The sequence below is a fragment of the Paenibacillus sp. FSL R7-0128 genome (genome assembly GCF_038002245.1).
In the GTDB taxonomy this organism is placed as follows: Bacteria; Bacillota; Bacilli; order Paenibacillales; family Paenibacillaceae; genus Paenibacillus_AQ; species Paenibacillus_AQ silagei.
In genome coordinates this window covers 5263827-5279136 of the sequence record NZ_JBBOCD010000001.1, presented here as the reverse complement: position 1 = coordinate 5279136, position 15310 = coordinate 5263827, and the positions used below count along the sequence as shown (strand labels likewise).

Sequence of the window (15310 nt, the reverse complement as noted above, 5' to 3'; positions counted from 1 at the left end):
GGATGTGTATGCTATCAAAACTCTTAGGAGGATTATAATGGATCACTTGTTATACGGCGTTGCTTATTATGATGAATACATGCCTTATGACCGTCTTGCGCAGGACATCCAAATGATGAAGGATGCGGGCATTAATACCGTCCGGATTGCCGAATCCACCTGGAGCACACATGAGCCGCAGAACGGGGTATTCGACTTCTCCTCTGTACGTAGAGTGCTGGATGCGATGCATGAGGCCGGAATTCATGTCATTGTAGGAACACCTACCTATGCGGTTCCGGCCTGGATGGTCAAGGAGCACCCGGAGGTGCTGGCGGTCACCGTGAACGGGGAAGGCAAATATGGTGCCAGACAGATTATGGATATCACCAGTCCGGCGTATCTGTTCTACGCGGAGCGGATCATCCGCAAGCTAATGGCTGTGGTACATAAGCATCCGGCGGTGATTGGCTACCAGATCGATAATGAGACCAAGCATTATGAGACAGCCGGACCGAACGTCCAGCTTAGCTTCGTCAAATACATGAGGGAAACCTACGGAACGCTCGAAGCCATCAACCACCAGTTCGGTCTGGATTATTGGAGTAACCGGATCGACAGCTGGGAGGACTTCCCGTCCATGACAGGGACAATCAACGGCAGTCTGGGTGCGGAATTCGCCCGGTTCCAGCGGGGACTGGTGAATGAGTTCCTGACGTGGCAGGTCGGAATTGTGAATGAGTATAAGCAGCCGGGGCAGTTCACCACACATAACTTCGATTTCGAGTGGCGGGGCTATTCCTTCGGTGTTCAGCCTTCGGTAGACCACTTTGCGGCTTCGCAGCCTTTTGACATTGCCGGTACAGATATTTATCATCCGTCCCAGGACCAGCTGACCGGTGCCGAGATTGCCTTCGGGGGAGATCTGATCCGCTCGCTGAAGCAGGATAATTACTTCGTGCTGGAGACGCAGGCGCAAGCGTTCCCGGAGTGGACGCCATATCCAGGACAGCTGCGGCAGCTGGCATTCAGCCATCTGGGCTCAGGGGCTTCGATGGTCGCTTACTGGCATTGGCATTCGATTCATAACTCCTTTGAGACCTACTGGAAGGGGCTGCTCAGCCATGACTTCCTGCCTAACTCGGTGTATAAGGAAGCTATGACTATCGGCGCGGACTTCAAGCGGTTAAGCGACCAGCTGATCGGACTGAAGAAGACCAGTAAGGTGGCCGTTATGGTCAGCAATGAAGCGCTGTCGGCGATCGAATGGTTCAAGCTGCCGGGAGGATTGATCTATAATGATGTGGTCCGCTGGATGTACGATGAGCTCTATAAAATGAACATCGCCTGCGATTTCATCCAGCCGGGCAGCCCGCGCCTAAGCGAGTATGAGCTGGTTGTGGTTCCTGCGTTATACGCCGTCTCCGATGAAGCGCTGCAGCAGTTGAATGACTACGTCCGCAGCGGCGGCCATGTAGTCTATTCCTTCAAGAGCGGGTTCACCGATGAACAGGTGAAGGTTCGTCATACCGCACAACCCGGGATCATTCATGAGGCCTGCGGGATTGCCTACAGTCATTTTGCCACACCGAATGCGGTTACGGGACTTACCGGCAAGCTGTTCCCTGAGGGAGCCGAAGCAGGCGTTCACACCGTCCGCACCTGGATGGAGATGATTGTTCCCGGTTCAGCGGAGGTGCTGGCCAGCTACGATCATCCCCAGTGGGGCGAATATGCAGCCGTCACCCGAAATACCTTCGGCGAAGGAACAGCCACCTACATCGGTTGTATGACCGGACCTGCCGCACTTGCGGAGATCCTGCGCGATACGCTCCAGCTGGCCGGGTTATGGGGAGCGGACCAGCAGCTGTCGTTCCCGCTCATCGTGAAGTCCGGCGTGAACCGCCAGGGCAATACTATCCGTTACTACTACAACTACTCAGCCCAGCCGCTCAGCTTCAAATATCCGTACGAAGCCGGTCAGGAGCTGTTGTCCGGCAATGCAGTAGCGCAGGATGAAGAACTTACGCTTGGTGCTTGGGGCGTTATGATTATTAAATAAACATAACACTGGAGAACATCTACAGCATTGGAGGCATAAGCGTGGACGTGACAGGACAAGTATGGATATCGAGTACAGAAAATGAGCCTTGGGTATCCCATCCCCTGGAAGCCACCACTGCCGAAGCAGTGGATCTGGCGTTCACCGGACAATTGCATCAGAATATCGAAGGGTTCGGCGGATGCTTCAATGAGCTGGGGTTCGAGGCGCTCAATCTCCTCACAGACGAGGACAGAAGCGTTGTGCTGCATTCGCTGTTTCACCCGGAAGGGGATCACCGGTTCAGCATTTGCCGCCTGCCGATCGGGGCCAGCGACTATGCCCTGGAATGGTACAGCCTGAATGAGACCGACGGCGATTATGCCATGGAGCATTTCTCCATCGAGCGGGACCGGAAGTATCTGATCCCCTATATCCGCGAGGCTCTCAAGCTGAACCCGGAGCTGAAATTATTCGCTTCCCCCTGGAGTCCGCCAACGTGGATGAAATTCCCGCGCGTCTACAATTACGGCAGCTTGCGCTGGGAGAAGGATATTCTGGAGGCCTATGCGCTCTACTTTGTGAAGTTCGTCCAGGCTTATGCTGAAGAGGGAATTACCATTCATCAGGTACATGTACAGAACGAAGTGGTGGCCGATCAGAAATTCCCTTCCTGCGTATGGACCGGCGGGCAACTGCTGGAATTCATCCGGGATTATCTGGGGCCGGCTTTTGAACAGCATGGACTTGCTACGGAGATCTGGCTGGGCACGATCAACGCGCCGGAGCCTTGGGACGAGTGGATGAAGAAGAAGGACAGCAGCTTCGATGCCTATGCCCATACAGTATTAAGTGATCCTGAAGCTTACAAGTATGTGAAGGGAGTCGGCTACCAGTGGGCAGGCAAATACGGCATCCAGCGTACGGTACAGGCCTATCCTGAACTGCGTTATATGCAGACGGAGAATGAGTGCGGGGACGGGGAGAACACCTGGTTTTATGCCAAATATATATTCAACCTGTATCAGCATTATTTCACTAACGGCGTGAACGCGTATATCTACTGGAATATGGTGTTGCTGCCTAAGGGGCGCAGTACGTGGGGATGGGAACAGAACTCCATGATTACTGTAGACCCTGGAGGCGTCAAGGCAGTGTACAATCCTGAGTTCTATGTCATGAAGCATTTCGCCCATTTCGTGAGTCCCGGCTCCAGCCGAATCGGCCTCAAGGGCAAATGGAGCGGAAATGCAGTCGCCTTCGAGACGCCGGAGGGCAGAAGGGTCCTAGTCATTGCCAATCCGTTCAAGGAATCGCGGACGGTTACCCTCTCGAATGACGGCACGCATTACAAGCTGGAGCTGGATGCGGAATCTTTTAATACCCTCCTGCTATAAAATAAACAGTAAAAACCGGCTCCACCATCCGCCGTCATCCCAGGGCATCTGCTGTGCACCTATAGGATTTGGAATTGTTCCATTCGTAATTTCCTGCTATACTTTTGGCAGGTTAGTTGATAGGGGGTTACACGGATGGCAACGAATTGCTCATTAGCTAGGGAGTCCTCATGCAGAGCCTGATCCGGGGCGATACTTTGCGTGGGGCGCGGCAGGACAATCTTGATCGCCCAAACAGATATTATCGTTTCTAATCGCAGGCTCTGCACCTTATTGCTGTAATCAATAATAATAAGGGGCTGAAGAGCTGTGAAACCAACATTTATTAGAAACCATCAATATAATTATATTAAGAAACAAGCGGATTTTGTGCTGAAAACACTGCGTTCGGTAGCGGACCGCCGTGTCCTGGAGACCGTAAGATACAGCGCCGAGCTCAACGTGACGGGAGCCTTCGCTTCACTGACCGCCGAGCAGGAGCAGATGCTGCGGGCCATCTCCACCTTCGAGAAGGCCGAGGACTTCCAGCAGTATACCAGCGGGCTGGAGCCTTATCTGGAGCCGTTTCCGCCAATTACGCTGAAGCAGATTCAGAAGCTGTTTCCCAAGAATAAAAAGATGAAGCTGCCTGACCTGCAGTCCTTTGATTTCCGTTATGTCACGTATCTGGCCTGGGCGGACATCGCCACGAACAAGCTGTTCATCGTCTATCCGCATGAAGGGCAGTTCATTGGTGTGGAAGGCCGGATGCTGCCGATGCATAAGAAGGGCTACTGCCTGTTCTGCAACCGGCAGCAGGAGCTTGCCTTCCTGACCGTCAAGACCAAGCCGGAGCTGGCGGCGGCAGATAATTTTGCTTCCGTGGGCCAGTACGTATGTTTGGATAATCAGGGCTGCAATCAGAGCATTACGGATATAAGCGCGCTGGAGCGGTTCGTCCTCTCGGTGCGCAAGTAGCAGTATAGTTAGGTTAACAAGAGCAGAGCAGCGGTTCCCGGTTGGGGGCCGCTGCTCTATTTGTTTTGTATGGTAGAGGAGCTATCTGCTAGGCTGCGTAGTCATAGCCAAATCTACCAGTTCCTCCAGAAGCTGTTCTTCCAGGCGGATGATCTCACACATATTCCTGTGAAGCTTCACCCGCGCGGCGGGCTTGTTGCCCGAGCACATCCCCTTAATCATGAACTGATTGATCAGATCCCACTGCTCGCCTGCCTGACGGTAGCCTTCAGCCGCCCGGGAGAGAGCAGGCGCCGGGCCTTCGCGCTCCAGCAGCTGCAGGAATTGGCTGAACCGGATTCGGCTGATCGGCAAGGCGTTGGCATAGATTTTGAAGGCCGAACTGGCTTCGGGTGAGTTATCAGGCTGTATCCCTATTTCCAGATAGGCCTGGGCATACGCCCTGAGCTGGACGCCCACTTGATCCGGCCGAATCTGTTGGGCTGGGCTGGTAAGCACCTCTTGAAGGATCGTCTGCCAATCTGAGCAGGAACGTGAGACTTCGCACCGCCCGAATAAAGCATAGAAATGACAGGCCCCTTCAAGGATGCTGAAATCTATCACTTCAAGATCCTTGCCATAGTAAGCATCCGTTAGATAGATCAGACTCTTCTCCCTGTCCAGGCCCACGGCAAGACAGGCATGGCTCGTATGCAGCCTGCGGTAGGCTACACACCAGGGACAGTCATAGGAATCGAAGCCAACCAGAACCGGCATGCCTGAGGACAGCTGATTCTCCAGCAGGTCAAGCATATAGCTTCTATCCATTGCCGGTTCAGTCCGTTCTATATAACTGAAGGTAAGGCCATGATACGCGGACAGATAGCCGGTATTGATCCGGGGCAGCCGTATCCGCTCAATCAAAGGCTGGTCCGGGGCTTGCGGCTCATCCAGGAACATCTGCCAGGCATCGCCGTACATGCCTTTGCTGTCCAGTCCCTGCCACTGTGCTACAGACTGGATGCAATCATCAATACAGCTGCGCAGCTTAGGGTAGTGGGTACTTTTAACAGGAGCAATGTTCAACACTGCTCATCATCTCCTTCGCCGAGCAGAAGTGGCTGTGCAGCCGGTCGCGATAAGAAGCGGGAGTCATGCCGCTGAATTCGCGGAAGAGCCGGTAGAAGTATTTCATGTCGTAAATGCCGACCTCAAGGGCCACGGACTGGACGCCAAGCTTCGTGAACAGGAGCAGGATACAGCTGTATTTCATCCGGATCTCCTGGAAGATCTGGATGTAGGACCTGCCGGTCTTATTCTTAAGCAGCCGCTGGAACTGGCGGGAGCTCACCGCAAGCTGGCGGCTCATCTCATTCAGCGTGATCCGCTCACTATAGTTACTGATCATATATAGGAGGACATCATGCAGCGGGTCATACTGCGGTCCCGGGCGTTCGGCGAAGGGAGTGTCTGCTGCGGGCATAATCAGCTTGGCCAGCTCCAGCAGCGGCGGGTATAGACGCTGCTCATCCATAAGCGGGCCAGAGTTCAGCATCCCCTGCAGCCGCCCGAGCAGGAAGAGAATTTCCTTATTCTTCTCCCTGTATCCGAACCATTGCCGCACCTCCAGAAGCTTAAGCAGCGGCAAGAGGGCCTCTTCGGATAAGGGACCCGGCAGCTCTCTGAGCACACTGTCAAGCCCGGGCCTGAGCATACAATTCAGGATCAGCAGCGGCTCGGTACCGCTCAGATCCTGCGGATGAAAGACATGGGATATCCCCGGCGGAATCACTAGAACATCCCCCTGCACCACCTGCATTTTATCCTCACCTGCCAGATGAATGCCTGTCCCTTGAACCACGTAGGCCAGCTCTACGAAATCGTGCTGATGACGTACGGAAGTGACCGTATTTTGAGTCAGGAGCATTTGTACGGGTGAAGAGGAGTCGAATAAATAATCCCCCGTAAATACCGGAAAAGCTTCCATAAACAAACCTCCGTTTCCTGCTTCCTTATGTTGGATGACTGGAATCCACCCTAGTATATCTCAATATTTTGGCGCATTCAACCATATATTAACAACTTAAAATTTGGTATATTCATGCTATTCATTCCAATTCCGCAACCTGAAAGGGGTAGACACATGCAGCAGAAAGTCATTGAGATTATTGCCGAAATCAAGGAGGAACCAGGTTTGCTTCAGACGCTCAGCGGAGCTTCTGACCTGACCCTGGACGCCGCACTTGACTCCCTGCAGATCATTAATTTTATTCTGAGAGTCGAGGATGAATTCAATATAGAGGTAGATTTCGACACCTTTGATCTGGAGCATCTGAAATCAGTGGACCGGTTCTCCGCTTATGTCGCCGGGCTTGCCGTATGATGAGGAATGCTGTGCACTGCGGCAGCCTGGAGTCGGAGCGGTACTGGCGGGAGGAGGATCTGGCCTCCTTGCCGGCCATTCCCGATGCGAAGGCGCTGGCTATCGTGCAGGCGATGGATGAAATGCTGTTTGTCTTTTGCGGGAGCGGCGATGTGCTCTTAACCCGCCAGGGGATGAACCGGGCACAATATGACTATCTGCAATCGCTCGGTTATGCTTTCAGCACCAATATGGTTGCGCTCCGCCTGGAGACAGTGGAGTCTGTTCCCGCACAGGCGGCGCTGAATATATTTGAATTGCTGGGCCGGATGGACGCCGGGCAGGAACCGGACCGCTTAATACCGGAAGGAGCGCTGCTGGAGCCCTTCGCCGTGCTTCCCGGGACACAGGAGGCGGTTAGCCGGTACAAGCTTTTGCCTACGTTGCCTGATGAAGAGATTGTACGGGCGGTGAATACGAAGAGCTATTCTACAGCGATGCGGGACCGGCTGGGGCTGCCGAATATTGCGGTAGTGGTCGACAGTCTGGAGGAGCTGCTGCAATCGGGACAAGCGCTGCTGGAGAAGGGGGCTTTCCTGATCAAGGATGAGTATGGGGTATCCGGTAAAGGGAACCAGCTGGTGGATTCAGAGCGTATGCTGCGCCGGATGGCCGGGCATCTGGAATCGAGCCGCAATCAGGGCAAAAGAATCCGGTTTGTCCTTGAGCCTCTGCTGGACCGGGAGACAGACTTCTCCTGCCAGTTTCAGATTGATCCGGAAGGCCGGGTCACCCTTTTGTCTGCCCAGCAGCTGGTGAACCAGGGCTTCGCCTTCGGAGAATCCCGCTCCCCGCAGCCGTCTCTGCTGGACAAGCTGGACAAGGAAGGCTACTGGGAGACCATGCACAGCATAGGCCGGGAGCTGCACGCTGACGGATATTACGGTGAGGTGTGTGTTGATTCCATGCTGCTGCGTGACGGAAGCCTGGCGCCTCTGGTAGAGATCAATGCCCGCAAGTCGATGAGTCTGATCAAGCATCATGTAGACCGCCGGTTCAAGCAGGAAGGTATGCACACATGCCTGATTCAGGTACCGCTGGCGGCTATGGGCAAGGTTCATTATGAGGAGCTGCTGGAGCGGATGGAGGAGACGGGGATTTTATTCTCGCTGGGGGCAGGTGAAGGTGTGATGCCCTTGACCTCTAGCGCGCTCCAGCCGCTGGACCCCTCCCGTGCTGCCGGTTCCACAAAGGGCAAACTGTATGCGGCCCTGACTTACCGGAGTGAAGACAGCAAGCGTGGACTCATCCATACGCTGGACGAATCTCTCATGCGCACAGGCTATACTATCCTGCGATAAAGAAAGGAACCCTCCAATGAATAACACCGTGACGATTCTATGCTCGGGCTTTGGCCTTGGTTTCTATGTTCCTGGTCTGCTGCTGGAACGCAAGTTAACCGGGCTGGGCCTTCAGGCGGAGATTGAGGTGTTCGAGACCTTAATGCCTGAGCGCAAAAAGGAGCAGACAGACAACAGCCGCAGGGCGTACCAGCAGAGCTTCGCCGTAGCCCTGACTTCTCAGAAAATACCGTCCGATATAAGAAGCAGCCTTGATCCCGCAGCCGTTGAGCATTTGCTGCAGCAATGGAAGCAGGAGGAACGGCAGCACTTCATCGTCTTGTCTGGGCATTGGGTGCATGTTATGGACCAGTACCGTGAGCTGGCGGGGGTAAGCGTGTATGCTGACCTGCTGTATATTGACGCTGACCTGTCGCCATCGTGGAAGAATCTGCGCAAGCTGAATCCGGCTTACGCAGAAGGCTACCATGAAGTAAGCATGTATGATCCCGGGAAGCAGGAGATTCTGTGCAGCATCGATGCCGGATCTGGGGAAGCACTGCCTGCTGCGGCGAGGAACGGGCGGCTGGTCGTTCATGGGGGCGGCTGGGGAATCGGCACCTTCCGCGAGAAATTTGACGCGCTGGAGTCGGCGGGGTACGAGCTGGATATTGCCGCTTACAGCATTGAGGAGATCGGCGGGCCTGTCCGCGGCAGACGTTATTATATGAATGATCCGCAGTGGCGGACCTGGACGAAGGACGACAGCGGGCAGTATACCTTCCCGCCGTTTGCAGAAGTAACCGGTAACCGGACAGAGCGTTTCCCGCCCTGCCAGAGCTACGGGGAGGGGATGTACGGAGTCATCCGGCAGGCGTCCGCAGTCATCAGCAAGCCGGGCGGCGGCGCTTTGATAGATTCCCTGGCTTCGGGCACACCGCTGGTGCTGCTCGATCCCTTCGGCCCGCATGAGAAGATCAACAGTGATCTGTGGGTCGGGCTTGGTTACGGTATTACTTACGGGGAATGGGCCGAGTCAGGATATGATGATGATGTACTTCGCAAGCTGGCGAATAATCTCAGAGCCGCTAGAGGTCAATACCCGGACTATGCGGCAAGCTATGCTGAACAATTATCCACAGCAGGAGGGAGAAGCTAATGCAGCCAACCAGCAGAGTGAGCCTGGACGAGCAGTCCTTCGAGGCATTGAAACGTACGATCAAGAATGTGGTGGTCCCGCACAGGGAACGCAAGCATGATCCCGGCTTCAAGACAGTGATGCCGGAGATTATGTCCCTCAAGCTGACCAACCGCTGCAATCTGCGCTGCAAGCATTGCTATCAATGGAATGAATCCGGCTACCATCATGATATGGATACCGCCGAGCAGAATCTGGATATGGATCTGGGAATGATCCAGAGGCTGCTGGAGGAGACGGATGAAGCGCAGTCCCGCCTGTATTTATGGGGAGGCGAGCCGCTGTTTCACCGGCAGGCCAAGGAGATTCTGGACCTTCTTAAGGAGCATCCCCGCGATACTACGATCTGTACCAATGCCTATATGATCCCTAAGTTCGAGGAGGAACTGTGTGCAATCTCGGACAATCTGGAGCTGCTGATCCCGATCGAGGGGTTCCAGGAGGAGCATGATTTCCTGCGCGGCAAGAATTCATTCCAGAAGGTCATCGACGCCGTTGACCGCTTGCTGGAGCTGCGCGAGCAGGGCCGCTTCCGCGGCCGGATCTCGGTGCATAATGTGATCAACGACAATATGATCGGGAGATTATATGAGCTGGTGGAGTTTTTTGAACAAAAGGGTGTGGATCTTGTCCTGCTCTGCTTCCCATGGTATATCTCGGAAGATACCAGTTTTGCAATGGACCGCTTCTACGATGAACACTTCCAGTGGCTGGCCGAGCTTCCGCCGGATCACCGGAGCAGCTGGCATGCGTTCAAATACCATATCCAGCCGGAGAATATCAGCAGACTGACGGAAGACCTGCGGCGGATTAACAGCAATACCTGGAATAATACCCGAATCCGTTATCAGCCGGGGCTGGACTTTGATGAGATTGAGGATTTCGTGGCCGGCAAGCCGATGAAATCCCGCAGTACGTCGAAATGTCTGGCGCTCAGTACCCGGGTGGATATTGCCCCGAATGGCATGGTGAGCGCCTGTAAATTTTTTGGGGAGCTGGCTATTGGCAATGTGAATGAATACTCGCTCACCGAAATATGGAATTCTGCCCGCTACGACCGGCTGCGGCGGATTCTGGATGAAGGCTTGTCTCCGGCCTGCTCCAAATGTAATGTGCTGTACTTGAACACCTACGCTGCGCTGGCTCAGATATGAGCAGTGTGGTAGAGGAGCCAAGCTATAAGCTCGGCATTCTGGGCGCCTCGAGTATTGCGGTTCCAGCGATGCTGGAGCCGGCACGGATAGTGGACAAGGTGAAGATCACGGCGATTGCCAACCGTACCTTGGCGAAAGCGGAGGCTATGGCCGAGGCGTACCAAATTCCCTATGTGGCGGCTAGTCTGGACGAGTTGCTGGAGCTGGACGATCTGGATGGAGTATATATTGCGCTCAGCAATGAGCTTCATGCGCAGTGGGCGATCCGGGCCTTGAATGCGGGCAAGCATGTCTTGGTGGAAAAGCCGATCTGTCTCCATCCTGAAGAAGCGGAACAGTTAAGGCTGGCGAAGGACAACCCTGCAGCTCCGAAGCTCACTGAGGGGCTGATGATTGCCTGTCACCCCTGGCAGCAGGCGCTGAAGGGCATCGTCGATTCGGGCGAATTCGGCGCGCTGCGCAGGATCAGCACCCGAATCTCCGTTCCTGCCAAGAACAGGCATGCCGGAAATTACCGGAGTGTTAAGGCTAAGGGCGGAGGCGCTTTTGCCGATCTGGGCTGCTATTGGCTGCAATTCGTGCAGACCCTTGCCGGTCTTGAGCCGGAGGAGATCCTGGCACAGTCGGCCTTTGACGGGCCGGATGGCTGCGATTGGACCTTTCAGGCGGCGCTGCAATACAAGAACGGGCTGCGGGCTGAGTGCCTCACTTCCTTCGAGCTGCCCTTCCGGGCCTCGCATACCCTGTATTTCGACCATACCGTGCTGACGGTCCCCGATTTCTTCCGGCCGATCAAGGGGTTCTATAAGCTCAAAATCCGGCATGATCTGCCGGACAACCGTACCACCCTATGCGAATTCGAACCGCTGAACTATTATGTGGGCCAGCTGGAGGCTTTTGCAGCGATCATGAGCGGGCAGCAGGCCGAGGGCCTGAGTGCTACCTGGGAACGGGTGCAGCTGCAAGCCCGGATCATGGCTGAGGCGCAGCGGCGCCAGGTCTCTGAGGTGCTTCCACTATAGCGATTGTGCTAGCAGAGTGAAATCATTGACAGCAGCTAATTCCAGCAACAGCAAACAGCGACTCCCTTTGTGGGGGACGCTTTTTGCTGTTCCACTATTCCGCTGGAGGTTCCAGTAAGTATGCCGAATATGAATGTCTGTCTACACTAGCGATCCTGCAAGGAAGGAGGCTGCTCCATCCAGGCACGCTCGTTGTTCAGCACATAGATCCCGAGTGCCTGCTCGAAGGACAAGCCATGATTATAGAAAGTCAGCATCTTCGCGGCGAAGCGCACACTCTTATGTGCACTGGGCGATTGCAGCAGCTCTGTTGCCAGTGTACGGAAATTCTTCGGCTTGGCTTCCGCAGCATCGACAGCATCCAGCAGCCCTTTAGGGCTTGGGAAAAGCAGCCGGTTATACGCCAGAATCATCCGTCCGCTGAAAAACACCAGTTGGACCGCCGTATGAGCGAGCAGGTAGGCGTCATTTTTTTGGCCCGCTTCCTTGGCGAAATATAGCCCGTGCAGGTAGATCTGAGCGCAGAATTCCCGCAAATTACGCTCGCGGTTCTCTCCGGGATAGACAGGAATCCGGGCCACCAGCTCATCCAGCTCCGGAATTCTGGAGAATAACACCTCTGCACCGGTAAAAGCATACCTCGTCGGCTCATTGCCGCGCCGGGCGGCAAGCTCCAGAAACCGGCGGTTGATCACCTTGATATCAGCATATCCGCCTTCATAGGTGCTGACTTCCCGGTCCACGTAGGAAAGCTTACCGTTCCGCTCATATTCTGCATAGGCTTCATCGGTGAAGACCAGATGAACATCTACATCCGAGGTCTCGCTGGCGGTTCCCTTGGCTACAGATCCGCTGGTGATTGCCGCCAGACAAGCAGGGTCTTGCTCCAGCTTCTCCGCCAGCTTCTCCAGCGTCTGCCTGTGGTGCGCATACATATAATGTTCCGCCTCCTTGATTAGATTCTGCTGCGTTAAGCGTATCAATTGGACAGCTTGCCAGCTATGGTCAATTCAGACAGACATTCAGGCCCCCGCCTGCTCTGTCTTCCCCTGAGCGGCCTGTTGATCAGCGGCACCGCTGCGGACGAGGCCTCTCCGTCCGGCCAGCGTGACCGCCAGAATAGCTGCACCGGAGACGAGCAGAATGAACGAGCCGGGAATCCGGTCGAGGAGGACTCCATAGAGCAGCATTCCGAGCGGAGCGATGGAACCGGCGATGCCCTCCACCAGCCCGAATACGCGTCCACGATACTCTTCCTCAGTGGTCTGCTGCAGATATACCTGGATCGGAATATTGATGATCATAATTATGATACCGACAAGCAGGAGCAGCGGCAGGAAGAGAAGGAAGGTGGCCTTCGGGGTGAAATGCAGCAGCAGCGGAACCGCCAGTGCGAGGAATAACACTCCCAGCGCGCTTAAGCCTCCGAGGATCGGCTTCACCGGACTCTTGCTCTGGGGAAGTATAGCAAGCAGCAGCGATATCAGCAGTACGCCTGCCGCCAGCATCGCTTCGAGGACTCCATATTGCTTCGAGGAGAGTCCGAGTGTCTGTACTGCAACGTAGGGCAGCACAACATTCAAGGCGACGACGAAGAAATTAATCCAGAACACAATCCCCATCAGGGAGCGGAGGACCGGACGGCGGATCACATAAGCGAAGCCTTCCTTCAGATTCGTGCGTACCCCGTTAACAGCAGTGCCCAGACGTTCGCGGAGCGGCTGGGGGCCAGCGGCTTCGGCAGGTTCAAGGGCAGCATGAAGCCGTGGAATCGGCTTGTATCTCAGCATGCAGCCCATCACGGTCGAAACGATGAAGCCTGCCGCGTTCAGCAGCATGAAATCCTGAAGGGGAAGGAAGGCATACAGAAGACCGGCGAGAATCGGAGCCAGCAGGTGGCCAGCCGATCCGGCAATCTGATTCAGTGATCCGGCCCGCTGGACGGAGCCGCTGTCTACAAGCATCATCATCGAGGAGGAGACTGAGATACTATAGAAGGTAGAGCAGATAGATAATAGAATGAGCGACAGATAGATAGTCCATAGGGACATTCCCTCCAGCGAGACGAATAGAAAGGCCAGGGACATAATCAGGGCACTGGCCAGGTCCGAGCCGATCAGCAGCCTGCGGCGGTTAACTCTGTCGGCGAGCACACCGGCGAAGGGGGCCAGCAGGATACCGGGCAGCAGCCCGCACAGCAGTGTAACGGCGAAGCTGCTCCCTGACCCAGTCTCATTCAGAATGAACAGACCAGCTACGAAGGTGTACATACTGGAGCCGAGAACAGAGACCAGCTTGCTGCTGAAGAAGAGAAATATGTTACGGTTAGTCGCTGCCTTATCATGGGCTGCGGATGTTATTTGAGACATAATAGCACTCCCTTTGATCGAAAGTTAAGTTTAATTAAACTTATTGTATGAGTAAAAAATTAAGAATGCAATAAAAAGTTTAATATAATTTAACTTTAGCGTATTTCCAGCTTTCTCTTAGGGTATAGGTAAGCTATACTGAAAAGAAAAGCTACCTGGAAAGTTGGCAAGCAGATGACCACCAAACAAACTATCGGAGAGAAAGTCAAGCAATTGCGCAAGGCTAAGGGGCTTACGCAGACGGACCTTGCCGGAGACTATATGACCAAGAGCATGCTGAGTCAAATCGAGAATGGACGCGCCTTGCCCTCGATGAACAGCTTGCAGGTTCTGGCCGGCAGGCTGGGAGTTGATCCGGGATACTTCCTCGAAGGTGAGGAGGAGGCGGAGCTGGCTCCGCTAGTCCGGGAGATGGAGGCCGAGTTCAAGGCGAAGAATTACAGGGAGGTCATCCAGCGGCTCCAGCCGCTCACGGAGCGTACGCTTCCGATGACGATTGATGCTGCGCGTCTGCTGGAGTTCTATGTAAGTTCCCTTTTCTATACGGGAGCCGGAGGCGGGGAAGCGGAGCTGGAACGGGCAGCGCTGATCTATGAACGCTTCGGCTTATTCGTGGAACGGGCGAAGGTGCAGTATATTTCCTATGCCCTGAATTTCGCACAGAACAGATACGCGGACGGGCTGGAGCTGATTCGCCGGGTCCGCAAGGAGTATGAGGATAACAAGGTGGGGAATGATTTTATCTTTGAAATCGATCTTCATTATGCCGAGAGTATTAGTCTGTCTGCCCTGGGGGATTATGCGGGAAGCCGTGAAGCTGCATTGGCGGCGCTGCAGGTTTCACGGGAAGAGGGAATCTACTATATGACGGATCATCTGTACCGGGTGCTCGGTATCCTGGCGCTGACCGAAGGAGAGACCTTGGCGGCAGAGGAGGCCATGAAAAAGGCCAGAGCATTCGCAGAATTCACCGAATCTGAGGATTCACTGAAGCTGGTGGTGATCGGAGAGATCAGACTTGCGGTAGCTAAGGGAGAGTACAGCAAGGTTCTTGCGCTGGCGGAGCAGTATCCGCAGGAGGATGAACATTACGCATCCAGCGTCCAGCTCATGTCCGGCATCGCAAGGTATCATCTCGGCCAGGACGATGAAGCGCTGATCAGCCTGTCCAAAGCCGAGCCGGGTGATCAGGTCTACCACCCGCTTGACCGCGCCAACCTGCTGACAGCTTATGCTTACCGCGCACAGATCTGTATGCGCCGGGGCATGAAGGAGGAAGCACTGCGGTTGTCCCAATTCGCCTACGATCAGGTGAAGGAATACCCGCCTTCCATATACACCGAAATGATTAACAAAACTTACCACGAGCTGCATAGCTAGATTGTATTTCCTGCAATAGAAAAGGCATAGCTGACCGTAAAATGAGAGTCTATTGTATTTCATACAGTAGAATGTTGTGTTTTGGGTGGAAAATGGCCTTTTTTCAACATTCAATTGTACTGGATACAATAG

13 protein-coding genes are annotated in these 15310 nt (G+C 54.5%); 9 read left to right on the top strand and 4 right to left on the bottom strand.

What is annotated here, in order from left to right:
• Positions 1 to 37 precede the first annotated feature (37 nt).
• The 3 genes from NST26_RS22370 (at position 38) to NST26_RS22360 (ending at position 4374) form a co-directional block, all read left to right on the top strand.
• Positions 38 to 2041: a beta-galactosidase gene (locus NST26_RS22370; RefSeq protein WP_340951265.1), complete on the top strand. Its 2004-nt coding sequence runs from the start codon at positions 38 to 40 to the stop codon at positions 2039 to 2041.
• 104 nt (positions 2042 to 2145) lie between these two features.
• Positions 2146 to 3417 (top strand): glycoside hydrolase family 30 protein, encoded by a 1272-nt coding sequence (locus tag NST26_RS22365; protein ID WP_340958016.1) that lies wholly within the window; start codon positions 2146 to 2148, stop codon positions 3415 to 3417.
• 309 nt (positions 3418 to 3726) lie between these two features.
• Positions 3727 to 4374: a FusB/FusC family EF-G-binding protein gene (locus tag NST26_RS22360; RefSeq protein WP_036731637.1), complete on the top strand. Its 648-nt coding sequence runs from the start codon at positions 3727 to 3729 to the stop codon at positions 4372 to 4374.
• Between the two features lie 81 nt (positions 4375 to 4455).
• On the opposite strand, the gene NST26_RS22355 is transcribed toward NST26_RS22360, so the two are convergent.
• Both NST26_RS22355 and NST26_RS22350 read right to left on the bottom strand, forming a co-directional pair.
• Positions 4456 to 5442, bottom strand: coding sequence for a hypothetical protein (locus tag NST26_RS22355; protein WP_340951266.1), 987 nt, complete (start codon positions 5440 to 5442; stop codon positions 4456 to 4458).
• Positions 5420 to 6340, bottom strand: a complete 921-nt coding sequence (locus NST26_RS22350) for an AraC family transcriptional regulator (protein WP_340951268.1) — start codon at positions 6338 to 6340, stop codon at positions 5420 to 5422. The genes NST26_RS22355 and NST26_RS22350 overlap by 23 nt, the downstream gene beginning before the upstream one ends.
• Positions 6341 to 6496: 156 nt before the next feature.
• Between NST26_RS22350 and NST26_RS22345 the strand changes: the two genes are divergently transcribed.
• The 5 genes from NST26_RS22345 to NST26_RS22325 are packed head-to-tail and all read left to right on the top strand — an operon-like array spanning position 6497 to position 11429.
• Positions 6497 to 6736 carry an acyl carrier protein gene (locus NST26_RS22345; RefSeq protein WP_036731643.1) on the top strand — a complete coding sequence of 80 codons (240 nt, stop codon included), beginning with the start codon at positions 6497 to 6499 and terminating at the stop codon, positions 6734 to 6736.
• A complete protein-coding gene (locus tag NST26_RS22340; RefSeq protein WP_340951270.1) occupies positions 6733 to 8076 on the top strand; it encodes a hypothetical protein in 1344 nt (447 codons plus the stop codon). The genes NST26_RS22345 and NST26_RS22340 overlap by 4 nt, the downstream gene beginning before the upstream one ends.
• Positions 8077 to 8092: 16 nt before the next feature.
• Positions 8093 to 9214 (top strand): UDP-glucuronosyltransferase, encoded by a 1122-nt coding sequence (locus NST26_RS22335; RefSeq protein WP_340951272.1) that lies wholly within the window; start codon positions 8093 to 8095, stop codon positions 9212 to 9214.
• A complete protein-coding gene (locus tag NST26_RS22330; RefSeq protein ID WP_340951275.1) occupies positions 9214 to 10407 on the top strand; it encodes a radical SAM/SPASM domain-containing protein in 1194 nt (397 codons plus the stop codon). Before NST26_RS22335 ends, NST26_RS22330 begins: the two co-directional genes overlap by 1 nt.
• On the top strand, positions 10404 to 11429 hold the full coding sequence (locus NST26_RS22325; RefSeq protein WP_340951277.1) for a Gfo/Idh/MocA family protein: 1026 nt from the start codon (positions 10404 to 10406) through the stop codon (positions 11427 to 11429). Before NST26_RS22330 ends, NST26_RS22325 begins: the two co-directional genes overlap by 4 nt.
• A gap of 146 nt (positions 11430 to 11575) precedes the next feature.
• Here NST26_RS22325 and NST26_RS22320 read toward each other — a convergent pair whose 3' ends face one another.
• Positions 11576 to 12364: a nucleotidyltransferase domain-containing protein gene (locus tag NST26_RS22320; protein WP_340951280.1), complete on the bottom strand. Its 789-nt coding sequence runs from the start codon at positions 12362 to 12364 to the stop codon at positions 11576 to 11578.
• 87 nt (positions 12365 to 12451) lie between these two features.
• Positions 12452 to 13798 carry an MFS transporter gene (locus NST26_RS22315; RefSeq protein WP_340951282.1) on the bottom strand — a complete coding sequence of 449 codons (1347 nt, stop codon included), beginning with the start codon at positions 13796 to 13798 and terminating at the stop codon, positions 12452 to 12454.
• Positions 13799 to 13972: 174 nt separating this feature from the next.
• On the opposite strand from NST26_RS22315, the gene NST26_RS22310 reads away from it, so the two are divergent.
• Positions 13973 to 15178, top strand: coding sequence for a helix-turn-helix domain-containing protein (locus tag NST26_RS22310; protein WP_340951285.1), 1206 nt, complete (start codon positions 13973 to 13975; stop codon positions 15176 to 15178).
• The last annotated feature ends 132 nt before the right edge of the window (positions 15179 to 15310 follow it).